At 66.2% G+C, this 10,881-nt stretch carries 12 protein-coding genes; 9 read left to right on the top strand and 3 right to left on the bottom strand.

The features are described 5' to 3' along the window. The 9 genes from WBV89_RS19135 to WBV89_RS19095 form a co-directional block, all read left to right on the top strand. Nucleotides 1–978 (top strand): ABC transporter substrate-binding protein (locus tag WBV89_RS19135; RefSeq protein WP_423982922.1); only part of this gene is annotated, 978 nt, incomplete at its 5' end. Between the two features lie 32 nt (nt 979–1,010). After that, a complete protein-coding gene (locus WBV89_RS19130) occupies nt 1,011–1,970 on the top strand; it encodes an ABC transporter permease (protein ID WP_423982921.1) in 960 nt (319 codons plus the stop codon). After that, nucleotides 1,967–2,890 (top strand): ABC transporter permease, encoded by a 924-nt coding sequence (locus tag WBV89_RS19125; RefSeq protein ID WP_423982920.1) that lies wholly within the window; start codon nt 1,967–1,969, stop codon nt 2,888–2,890. Before WBV89_RS19130 ends, WBV89_RS19125 begins: the two co-directional genes overlap by 4 nt. After that, the gene (locus WBV89_RS19120; RefSeq protein WP_423982919.1) at nt 2,887–3,990 is read left to right on the top strand and encodes an ABC transporter ATP-binding protein; all 1,104 of its coding nucleotides are present in this window, start codon (nt 2,887–2,889) and stop codon (nt 3,988–3,990) included. The genes WBV89_RS19125 and WBV89_RS19120 overlap by 4 nt, the downstream gene beginning before the upstream one ends. Continuing rightward, the gene (locus WBV89_RS19115; RefSeq protein ID WP_423982918.1) at nt 3,990–4,982 is read left to right on the top strand and encodes an ABC transporter ATP-binding protein; all 993 of its coding nucleotides are present in this window, start codon (nt 3,990–3,992) and stop codon (nt 4,980–4,982) included. Before WBV89_RS19120 ends, WBV89_RS19115 begins: the two co-directional genes overlap by 1 nt. After that, on the top strand, nt 4,979–5,623 hold the full coding sequence (locus WBV89_RS19110; protein ID WP_423982917.1) for a hypothetical protein: 645 nt from the start codon (nt 4,979–4,981) through the stop codon (nt 5,621–5,623). The genes WBV89_RS19115 and WBV89_RS19110 overlap by 4 nt, the downstream gene beginning before the upstream one ends. 57 nt (nt 5,624–5,680) lie before the next feature. After that, the gene (rbfA, locus tag WBV89_RS19105) at nt 5,681–6,061 is read left to right on the top strand and encodes a 30S ribosome-binding factor RbfA (RefSeq protein ID WP_423982916.1); all 381 of its coding nucleotides are present in this window, start codon (nt 5,681–5,683) and stop codon (nt 6,059–6,061) included. 21 nt (nt 6,062–6,082) lie between these two features. Then, on the top strand, nt 6,083–6,958 hold the full coding sequence (truB, locus tag WBV89_RS19100; RefSeq protein ID WP_423982915.1) for a tRNA pseudouridine(55) synthase TruB: 876 nt from the start codon (nt 6,083–6,085) through the stop codon (nt 6,956–6,958). Nucleotides 6,959–6,968: 10 nt separating this feature from the next. Continuing rightward, nucleotides 6,969–7,922, top strand: coding sequence for a bifunctional riboflavin kinase/FAD synthetase (locus WBV89_RS19095; RefSeq protein ID WP_423982914.1), 954 nt, complete (start codon nt 6,969–6,971; stop codon nt 7,920–7,922). 25 nt (nt 7,923–7,947) lie between these two features. Here WBV89_RS19095 and WBV89_RS19090 read toward each other — a convergent pair whose 3' ends face one another. The 3 genes from WBV89_RS19090 to WBV89_RS19080 all read right to left on the bottom strand — a co-directional run bounded on the left by WBV89_RS19090 (nt 7,948) and on the right by WBV89_RS19080 (nt 10,786). Continuing rightward, nucleotides 7,948–9,111 (bottom strand): ABC transporter substrate-binding protein, encoded by a 1,164-nt coding sequence (locus WBV89_RS19090; protein WP_423982913.1) that lies wholly within the window; start codon nt 9,109–9,111, stop codon nt 7,948–7,950. A 143-nt stretch (nt 9,112–9,254) separates the two neighbouring features. Continuing rightward, entirely contained in the window at nt 9,255–10,022 is a 768-nt protein-coding gene (locus tag WBV89_RS19085; protein WP_423982912.1) for an ABC transporter permease, read from the bottom strand. After that, complete coding sequence (locus WBV89_RS19080; protein WP_423982911.1) at nt 10,019–10,786, bottom strand: ABC transporter ATP-binding protein; 768 nt, start codon at nt 10,784–10,786, stop codon at nt 10,019–10,021. Before WBV89_RS19080 ends, WBV89_RS19085 begins: the two co-directional genes overlap by 4 nt. Nucleotides 10,787–10,881 lie beyond the last annotated feature (95 nt).

Genomic DNA, 10,881 nt, shown 5'->3' with positions numbered 1-10,881 from the left:
TGGTGGGGTGGCGACGTCTACCTCGACTCGATCGAGTTCGTCCCGGTCACCGATCCGGCCAGCCGGAACGACCTCTTCTTCGGTGGTGACCTGAACGCCATCCAGGGTTCCGATCCGGAGTCGGTCGAAGCACTCCTCGCCGAGCCCGGCGTCCAGAGCGTGTTCGACGAGTCGGGCGAGGAGACGTTCGACATGATCAACTCCTCCGTCCCGCCGTTCGACGACATCCGTGCCCGCGAAGCACTCGCGCTGGCGACACCGCTGGAGAACTACCGGACCCTGATCGGGCTCGGCACCGCCCGCCCGGCCGACCAGATGTTCACCCCGGAGAACCAGTACTACAACCCGGACGTCGTGCAGCAGGGCGACGACGCGGCAGCTGCTCAGGCACTGGTCGACGAGTACTGCGCCGAGAAGGGCACCGAGGAGAACCCGGTGCTCGGAGTACCGGCCTGCACCGACGGCAAGATCAACATGGAGTTCCAGTTCACGGGACCCTCGGTGATCAACACCCGTGCCGCCGACCTCTTCGCCGAGGGATGGGGTTCGGTGTTCAACGTGACCTTCGATGAGCTCGCTCAGGACGATCACATCCAGCAGGCAGCACTCGGTCAGTACAACGTCGTCTACTGGCGTCAGTTCGGTGCCCAGGACCCGTCGCTCGACAACGTGTGGTTGATGTGCCGCAACATCGGCGGCATCTCGCTCAACTGGCCGAAGTTCTGTGACGAAGAGCGCGATGCATTGCTGCTCGAGGCTCAGGTCACCGAGAACGGACCCGAGCGGGTGGCGATGTACCAGGAGCTGTCGCAGAAGATCAACGACGACTACCTGTACGTCTTCCTGGTGCACACGCCGTGGGACAACGCGTTCAGCGAGGACGTCCGTGGCGTCTGCAGCCGGACGTCGCCCGATGGCGATCTGTTGGAGTGTTCCTCCAACGGCCGTACCTGGTTCAGTTCGACGTGGCTCGCCTGAGTCGCTGAACGCATCGCCGTCACGACAGCATCATGAAATTCTGGAGTCAGCGGATCGGAGGAGCGCTGTTGGTCTTGTTGGCCGTCAGCGCGATCACCTTCGGCGCGATGAACGTTCTCGGGGATCCCCTGTTCAACATCCTCGGCCCCGTGGCCGGGGACACGGGGAACCCCGAGAGCGTCGCCAAGATCGAACTCGCCCAAGAGCAGTACAACCTCGACGATCCGCTGCCGGTTCGTTGGGCGCTGTGGCTCGGCGACTTCGTGCAGGGTGACTTCGGTCCGCAGTTCTCGAAGACCGGCCAACCGCCGGTCAGCGATCTGATTGCAGAGCGCGCACCGCGCACCGTGATGCTGCTCCTGATGGCACAACTCCTGGCGACGATCATCGCCGTCCCGTGGGCGATCTGGTCGGCATCGAGAGCAAACTCGGTGGTCGACCGGACGTCCACGATGGCGTCGTTCTTCATGATCGCGATCCCGACTTTCGCGCTGGGCGTGATCCTGAAGTACCTGTTCACGCTGAAATGGCAGATCTTTCCGCAGACGTTCACCGCGAACGATCCGTTCTGGAGTCGTGCCTGGCAGATGCTGCTCCCGGCGATCACGCTCGCGATCCCCGTCGGTGCGGTGTACCAACGGTTGCTGCGCACCGACCTGATCACCACGCTGCAGGAGGACTTCATCCTGACGGCACGCTCGAAGGGGGTGTCGCGACGCACCGTGCTCTACAAGCACGCCCTGCGGCCGTCGCTCTTCTCGTTCATCACGATCTTCGGGATCAACACGGGTGCACTGATCGGTGGCTCGCTCGTGGTCGAACAGATCTTCCGGATCCCGGGTCTGGGCTCTGCGATCGTCGAAGCGGTGTTGCGGGAGGACTTCCCGGTCGTGCTGACGATCGTGATGCTGGTCACGATGGCCTTCGTGATCCTCAACGTGTTGATCGACATCCTCTACGTGATCATCGACCCCCGGGTGCGTGCCGCATGAGTCTCATTCCCGACAACGAGATCCTTTCCCCGGCGGTTGCCGAAATCGAGGCTGTCTCCGAACACGCCCCCGGCGAGGATGCGGCGAAGAAGCGCCGACTCGGGTTCGGATTCTGGGTGAGCGTCATCTGGCTCGTCCTGATCGTCGGCGCCGCGGTGCTCGCGCCGTACCTGTCGATCAAGTCGCCCACCGTCAACTTCATCATCCCGGGGGAGCGGCCGCCGTATCCTCCGTCGTCGGACCACTGGTTCGGCACGGACCAGGATGCACGAGACCTGTTCAGTCGGACGATCTACGGTGCCCGCGTCTCGCTCACCGTCGGATTCTCCGCCATCGCGTTCGGCATGGCGGTCGGAGGAACGATGGGACTGCTGGCCGGGTACTTCCGGGGCAAGGTCGATCAGGTCATCTCGTTCCTGTTCCTCACCCTGCTCTCGTTTCCCGCTCTGGTGCTCGCGATCCTGATCACGTCGCTGCTCGACCGGACGTTGTTCACGATCTCGTTCGTCATCGGCGTGTTGAGTATCGCCCCGGTCGGACGCGTGGCTCGAGCGACCACGATCTCGTTCGCCGACCGCGAGTTCGTCCTGGCCGCACGGTCGTTGGGTGCGAGTCACAAGCGGATCATCGTCCGTGAGCTGCTCCCCAACGTCCTCATCCCGATGGGAGCGTTCGCCCTGCTCGGCGTGGCCGTCGCGATCGTCGCCGAGGGCAGCCTCGCCTTCCTCGGTCTGTCGGTCTCTCAGCAGCCGACGTGGGGAACGATCATCCTGACCGCCTCGCAGAACAGCCGGGACCTGCAGAACGCCTTCTACATGGCCGGATTCCCGATCGCGGTGCTCTTCGCAACCGTCGTGTCACTCAACTTCGCCGGCGACAAGCTGCGTTCCTACTTCGACGTGAAGGAGATTTCGCTGTGACCGTCGACGACCGTTCCGGGGGATCCGCCGGGCCCGGCTTCGAGAGCTCCGACTCCGAGGAGCCGTTGCTCGTCCTCGACGACCTCAAGACCCACTTCCGGACCGAGCGTGGCCTCGTCCGAGCCGTCGACGGGGTGTCGCTCACGCTCCGCCGTGGTGAGTCGATCGGCATCGTGGGCGAATCGGGGTCGGGAAAGACGGTGCTCAGTCGCTCGATCATGGGCCTGTTGCCCGACTCGGCCGTGACGAGCGGATCCGTCCGGTTCGCCGGTCAGGAGATCCTCGATCTGCCCGCCAAGCAGCGCCGGCACCTCTGGGGTGCCGAGATGTCGATGGTCTTCCAGAACCCGCTCAACTCGCTCAATCCGTTGATGAAGGTCGGCAAGCAGATCGCCGAACCGTTGCGGCTGCACATGGGAATGAACAAGGCGGCCGCCCGCGAAACGGCGGTTGCACTGCTGCGCAGCGTCCACATCCCCGAGCCCGAAGCGCGTCTGAGCCAGTTCCCGCACGAACTGTCGGGGGGGATGCGGCAGCGGATCATGATCGCCATGGCCCTCGCATGCGGTCCGACCCTGCTGTTCGCGGACGAACCGACGACCGCGCTCGATGTGACCGTTCAGGCCCAGATCCTCGAGGTGATCGAGGAGCAACGCCGTGATCGCAACATGTCGGTCGTGCTCGTCACGCACGACCTCGGTGTGGTCGCCGGGTTCACCGACCAGATCGCCGTGATGTACGGGGGCAAGCTCGTCGAGCGTGCCCCCACCCGGACCCTGTTCGCCGAGATGCGGATGCCGTACACGTACTCGCTGCTCAAGAGCATCCCGCGGCTGGCCGACGCCAGCCACACCCGTCTCTCGACGATCCCGGGACGACCGCCGGACCTCGTGTCCCCACCGAAGGGGTGCAACTTCGCCCCTCGGTGCCCGTACGCCCGTGAGAAGTGCCACGAGGAGGAGCCCACGTTGGAACCGACAGCGGACCCGAACCACCTGTTCGCGTGCTGGTATCCCGTCGGGAGCCCGGAGTTCCGTGAGCGCGAGGCCGAACTCGGCGAGCGCGGACCGTCCCTCGACTCGTTCGAGGCGGTGTCGTAGTGGCCGGTACCGGACATGCACATCTGAGTGACGCCGACGCGGACAGCGTGCTGGTCGTCAAGGACCTGGTCATGGAGTTCAAGGTCTCCGGTGGCACCGTCAAGGCGGTGTCGGGGATCAGCTTCGACGTGCGCCGAGGCGAGACGCTCGGCATCGTCGGAGAATCCGGCTGCGGCAAGAGCACGACGGGGCGGGCGATCATGCAGCTGCCCAGGCCGACGTCGGGCTCGATCGAGTTCGAGGGTTCCGACCTCACCACGTTGTCGAACTCCGAGGTGCGCGAGGCGCGCACGAAGGTCCAGATGATCTTCCAGGACCCGGTCTCGGCGTTGAACCCTCGTCGAGCGGTGCGTGACAGCGTGCTCGAACCGTTGGCGATCTGGAACCGTGGGTCGAAGGCCGAGCGGGAGAAGCTGGTCGACGAGATCCTCGAATCGGTCGGGATCGATCCGGAGCGTGCCGCCGAGAGCCGGCCGCACCAGTTCTCGGGCGGCCAGTGCCAGCGCATCTCCGTGGCGCGGGCGCTCGTCCTCGATCCGACGCTGATCATCTGCGACGAGCCGGTGTCCGCGCTCGACGTGTCGGTCCAGGCCCAGGTACTCAACCTGCTCGAGGACCTGAAGGTGAAGTACGGGCTCACCCTGGTCTTCATCGCCCACGATCTCGCGGTCGTCAAGAACATCAGCGACCGAGTCGCCGTGATGTATCTCGGCAAGATGTGCGAGGTCGCCACGAGTGACGACCTGTACGCGGCGCCACGTCATCCGTACACGAACCTGCTGGTGTCGTCGATCCCCGAGCCCGACCCCGAGGCCGATCACTCGATGGCGGTGGCGATCGGTGAGCCGCCGTCGCCGATCAACCCCCCGTCGGGGTGCCGCTTCCATCCGCGGTGCCCGTACGCGAGCGAACGTTGTGCCTCCGAGGAGCCCGAGCTCGAAGAGTTGGCACCCGGGCACTTCGTCGCGTGCCATCACCCCGTTGCGCCGTGACGTCACCCGACCTCGACTTCTTCTGGGATCCGGTCTGTCCGTGGGCCTGGATCACGTCCCGCTGGGTTGCCGACGTTCAGACGCAACGTTCGTACACCGTCGAATGGCGGTTCATCTCGCTGTGGATCCTCAATGAGGAGAACACCCAGGAGTGGTACACGCCCGAGTACCGGGCGGGTCACTACCTCGGCCATCGTGGTCTGCGGATCGCCGACCAGATCCGCCTGACCGACGATGATCCCGATGCCGTCGGACGGTGGTACACCACCCTCGGTGACGCGCTGCACCGTGACGGCCGGCGCGACGAGTCCCGCACCGACAACATCGCGTTCCTCGCCGGTCTTCTCGACGCCGCCGACTTCGACCGCGGCCTGATCGATCACGCCGACGACGAAGGCCACGACGCGTATATCCGGGCCGACACCGAACTGGCGCTCGGCCGGACCGGGCCGGACGTCGGAACGCCGATCCTCACGTTCCAACCCGGCACCGATCGCGAAGGCAGCTTCTTCGGTCCCGTCATCTCGAAAGCCCCGACCGGGGTCGAGGCGGCCGAGCTGTGGGACGCGATCGAGAAGCTCGCCACCAGCGGCGTCGCCGAACTCAAACGTTCCAATCGCTCCGCCCCCGACTTCACCTAGAAATGTTCGTCGGTGCCAGGCGCCGACGAACATTTTCGGTCCAGATAGCGTCGAGGTATGGCACGCAATTCAGGTCGTAACAGTGGTGGTCCGAAGTATCCCCGCTCGGCGCGGGTCGGCGAGACGCTCCGCGAGATCATCGCCGAGGACCTCGTCCGCTTCGACGACGAGCGCCTGTCCTTCGTCACGGTGACCGGGATCGACGTCGACCCCGAACTGAATCGGGCGATCGTCTTCTTCGATTCGCTCGCCGGCGAGGACGGCGATGAGGAGATCATCGAGGCGCTCGGCGAGTACCGGGTCCGCCTGCAGTCGTCGATCGCTCGTCAGATCAAGGCGAAGAAGACCCCGATCCTCGAGTTCCGGCCCGACATCGCGATCCGCTCGTCGGAACGGATCGACGAGATCCTGCGCGCCGACCGCGAACGTCGATCCTGACGCTCGACGGGACGGATCAACGTGGGACGACGAAGGCAACCGGCGACGACGCACGGCATCGCGGTGGTCGACAAGCCCTCAGGGGTGACCAGCCACGACGTCGTCGCGATGCTGCGACGTCGTTTCGATGAGCGTCAGGTCGGCCATGGTGGAACGCTCGACCCGAGCGCGACCGGCGTCCTCGTCGTTGCGGTCGGCAAGGCGACCAAGCTGCTTCGATTCGTCGAGAAGACGTCGAAGGCGTACGTGGGCGAGATCGTGTTCGGCGTGGAGACCGACACGCTCGATGCCGACGGACAGGTCACCGCGACCCATGACATGGACGATGTATCGGTCGTCGCTGCCCAGGACCTCGTCGACGAACACCTGCTCGGCGACATCGAACAGATCCCGCCGATGGTGTCGGCGATCAAGATCGACGGCAAGCGCCTCCACGAACTGGCGCGCGAAGGGATCGAGATCGAACGCCCCGCCCGGCCCGTGACGATCCATTCGTTCACGTTGATGCCCACCGACGAACCGAACGTGTTGCTCGCCGCTGTCGAGTGCAGCTCGGGGACGTACATCCGCACACTCGCGGCCGACCTCGGCACCATGTTGGGAGGTGGTGCCCATCTCCGGAACCTCCGGCGCACCGCCGTCGGCCGGTTCACGCTCGGCGAAGCTGCCGGCCCCGACGACTGCGAGTTGCTGCCCGTCGCCGAGGCGGTGCGGACGCTCGACCGTGTCGAGGTCAGTGCCCCGATCGCCGACTTCGTCGCCAACGGGCGGGTGCTTCCCGCATGGGACGGCGACTCACCGTGGGCCGTCTTCGGGCCCGACGGGGCACTTCTCGCCGTCTACGAACGCCACGGCACCGGCGAGGCCAAACCGATGGTCGTCGTTCCACAGACGTAGGATTCACGCCGTGCGGATCATCACCGACCAATCCACTCGCGTGTTCCCCGACGACCGAGCCGTCGTGACGATCGGCGCCTACGACGGTGTCCACATCGGGCACCTCGCAGTCATCGAGCAGGTTCGGCGTCTCGCAGCCGAGCGCGGATGTCGCTCCGCTCTGATCACGTTCGACAAGCACCCGGCCACGGTGGTGCGCCCCGAATCCGCCCCCAAGCTGCTGACGGGTCCGGATCGCAAGATCGAACTCCTCGAGCAGACCGGACTCGACGCGCTCGTGATCGTCCCCTTCGACGACGCCCAGGCGGCAGAGTCACCCGAGTCGTTCGTCCAGCGCGTCCTCGTCGACTGTCTGGCGACCGCGGCGATCGTCGTCGGCGACGACTTCCACTTCGGACGCGACCGTGAAGGCAACGTCGACCTGCTTCGCAAGATCGGTCTCGACGCCGGATTCGACGTCGAACCGCTCGAACTCATCGCCCGTGACGACGGCATCGACGAACCGGTCAGTTCGACGGCGATCCGCCGCGCCCTCGCCGGCGGTGACGTGTCACGGGCGAACGAGATGCTGGGGCACCCGTTCGAGGTCCGCGGCTCCGTCGAGAAGGGGGACCAACGCGGTCGACTCCTCGGATTCCCGACCGCGAACGTGGCGGTCTCGAGCCGGATCTGCCTGCCCGCCGACGGTGTGTACGCAGGCTGGTACGAGCGTCCGAACGGCGACGTGCACCAGTGCGCGATCAACGTCGGACGTCGACCGACGTTCTACGAGCACGCGGAGATCTCGCTGCTCGAGGCTCACCTGCTCGACTTCGACGGCGACCTCTACGGCGAGACCGCCCGCGTGCGCTTCGTCCACTTCCTGCGCTCCGAGCGCAAGTTCGACGGAATCGATGCGCTCATCGAACAGCTGCGCACCGACGTCGAAAGTGCCCGCACGCTGCTGATCGACGATCTCGACTGATCGCGACCGTACGCGGGCGGCCCGCTCAGCCGGGCCAGATCAATGCGGCGTTGGCGTCGCACAAGCCGGTGGTGATGTCCGACACGTACACGGCTGCATCGGGTGGGTCGCCGTCACCGAAGAGCCCCACGGCTGCATAGGCGTCGATCTCGGTCTGCAACGCATCGACGTCGGGAACGCCGAGGCCCATTCCCTCCGGGGTCCCGTCGAGGATCAGTGCGGACTCGGTTCCCCAGCGGAAGATCTCCCCCTCCGGTGAGAGGAAGTTGGGGTTGCCGTTCGTGTCGAGGACCTCGACGGCAGCCACCGCGGCAGCCTCGGGATCGGCGACGGCATCCTCGAGGCCCTTCAGCGTCGCTCGGACGAAGTCCTGTGCAGCGGTCGGATGAGCTGCAGCGAATTCCGCCGAGGTGAAGATCACACCGAATGATCCGGGGACTCCCGTGTCGAGCGGATCGAAGAGCTGGAAACCGACTCCGGCGCGTTCGAGGGTCCCGACCTCGTTGCTCTTCCATCCCGTCAGGGCATCGATCGCCGGAATCTCGATGTGGGCCAGTGGGTCGAACCCGTCGAGCAGCACCGTGTCGTAGTTCTCTCCCTCGATCAGTCCGTCCTCGCGGAGCATCACGTCGATCGCAGGGGGAAGCTTGCCCTTCACGCCGATCGTCGAACCGTCCAGATCGGACAGTGCGGCCGCGTGGCCCGACTTGACGATCAGCGTGTCGATCGCGCTGCGTCCGTCGACCGTCACGGCGACGAAGTTCGCGTCGTTCGCGGCGGAGAAGGCAACGACCTCGCTGAACGAACCGCCGGACGCGAACTCGGCCGTGCCGGACGCGACCTGCGGGTAGTTCGCGGCCGAGAATCCGGGACGGATCTCGACGTCGAGACAGAGATCGGAGTAGTACCCGGCCGCATCGGCGGTGACCACTTCGATGATCGACGCTGCGGCGGCATAGTCGAAGCCGGTGAGGAAGGTGATCGTTCCCGCCTCCTCGTTGGCCGTGCAGCGCGCGGCAGGAAACTCGGCGCCGGACTCGACGGTCATCTCGGGCTCGGCGAGCACCGTGGTGGAATCGCCTGAGCCGGTGGGCGCAGCGGCGGGTCCACTCGAGGTGCTGTCGTCGCTCGAGCAGCCGGCGAGCACGAGCGCAACGACGAGCGCGGATGGAACGATCAGGGAGCGCATGTGTTCGGGTCCTCAGGTCGGGCGGCGCGAGTCGGGGCGAGCGCGTCGGTGGGAGCAGAGTATTCGATCGGTCCCCGCCGTCGCGAGCCATCGCAGCGAGCGTCACCGACTTGTGATCTGGCAGAGGGGTGACAAGAGGCGGATCAGGCGCGCTGGGAGGCGTGCCAGCGCAGCAGGACCCGCTCGGCGATCGAGACGACCATCAGCCCGACGATCCCGAGCGCCGCCGTGCAGAAGATCGTGGTCCAGAGCACTTCGGCCCCGGTCGTCTGATCGAGTGCCGCCCGTCGACCGATCACGCCGAGCCCACGCGGTTCGAGCGCGGAACCCTCGGCGAAATATGCCGCAGCGAGGGCGAGCGCAATCGCGAACCGGGCCGTCGTGAAGATCGCCGGCAACGCCGATGGAAGGCGCAGCCGCCACAGCACCTCCCACTTGGACGCGTCGACGCTCGCGAGGAGCTCGCGCGCGGCGGGGTCAGCAGAACGCATGCCGCCGACGACCCCGAATGCGAAGACGGGGAAGGTCGTGAAGGCGACCAGGAACAGCACCGGACGCTCGCCGTAGTCGAGCCAGATGACGACCGACGTCATGTAGGCCACCCACGGCGTCACGAGGATCACGATCAACACCGGTTGGGCCGCCTCCTCGACGAAACGTGACGCCGCCATCACCGAGCCGACGACGAGCGCGACGGCGAGCGAGATCGTGAGCCCGATCAGCATGTGGCGTGCCGTCACCACGGTGTTGCTCCAGTAGGCGCTCGGGTCGGCGAACAGTTCCGACACGATTGCGGACGGAGCCAGCAGGACGAATCGCCGGATGGCGAGGATCCGCACGATCGATTCCCACACGATGAGCAGCAACAGGACGCCCGTGACGGGTGCGAGGACGGAGCGGGCGAACCTCACCGGGTCGTTCCTCCGATGCCGAGGGCGTGACGCAGACGGGTCGTGGTGTCGAAGAACTCGGCGGTGTCCTCGATCTCCGGTCGTCGAGGACGTGCGAGGTCGACAGCTTCGAGCGATGAGATCCGACCGGGTCGTGGCGACAGGATGGCGACGCGGTCGGAGAGGAATGCCGCCTCGCTGATCGAGTGGGTGACGAACACCACCGTCGCCCCGTGCGGCTCGCGGAGCCGGGTGAGGAGGTGGCGCATCTCGGTGCGCGTGATCTCGTCGAGCGCGGCGAACGGCTCGTCCATCAACAGCAGCGGAGCGTCGAGCGCGAACGCGCGGACCAGACCGACCCGCTGTTGCATCCCTCCCGACAGCTCATGGGGGCGGGCATCGGCGAAGTCGGCGAGGCCGACCGCGTCGAGGAGTTCGTCGACCGAGTGCGACGGTGCGCCGGGGGAGTGGCCGCTGTTGACGTCGAGCAGCAGCGATGCATTCGCCCGCACGGTTCGCCAGGGGAGCAGCGCCGGGGCCTGGGGGACGAACCCGATCCGTTTCTCGGCACGAGCGCTCGACGGATCGACTCCGTCGACCGTGATCGTTCCGGTGGTGGCAGGAAGCAGCCCGGCGATCAGGCGGAGCAAGGTGGTCTTGCCGCAGCCGGACGGGCCGAGCAGGGTCATGATCTCACCGGCTTCGATGGTCAGATCGGTCGGGGCGAGGGCGTCGACCGGGCCGAATGTCTTGGAGACGTCGCTCAGTTGCACCTCCGCCGACACGGTCGGGAGCGTACCGTTCACACCAGCGGCGCCCCGTGGCCAGCACGCGCTACGCCCCACCCACCCGACTCGCTCGAAAGTGCGCGTCGGTGCCT

The sequence above is a fragment of the Ilumatobacter sp. genome, assembly GCF_049588435.1.
In the GTDB taxonomy this organism is placed as follows: Bacteria; Actinomycetota; Acidimicrobiia; order Acidimicrobiales; family Ilumatobacteraceae; genus Ilumatobacter_A.
The sequence above is the reverse complement of the archived record's forward strand: the minus strand, read 5'-3'. Positions and strand labels throughout refer to the sequence as shown.

Excerpts from the sequence above, each read along its gene's own strand:
- rbfA (WP_423982916.1), top strand. The coding sequence starts at position 5,681 with ATGGCACGCAATTCAGGTCGTAACAGTGGTGGTCCGAAGTATCCCCGC.
- WBV89_RS19090 (WP_423982913.1), bottom strand. The coding sequence starts at position 9,111 with ATGCGCTCCCTGATCGTTCCATCCGCGCTCGTCGTTGCGCTCGTGCTC.
- WBV89_RS19125 (WP_423982920.1), top strand. The coding sequence starts at position 1,967 with ATGAGTCTCATTCCCGACAACGAGATCCTTTCCCCGGCGGTTGCCGAA.
- WBV89_RS19130 (WP_423982921.1), top strand. The coding sequence starts at position 1,011 with ATGAAATTCTGGAGTCAGCGGATCGGAGGAGCGCTGTTGGTCTTGTTG.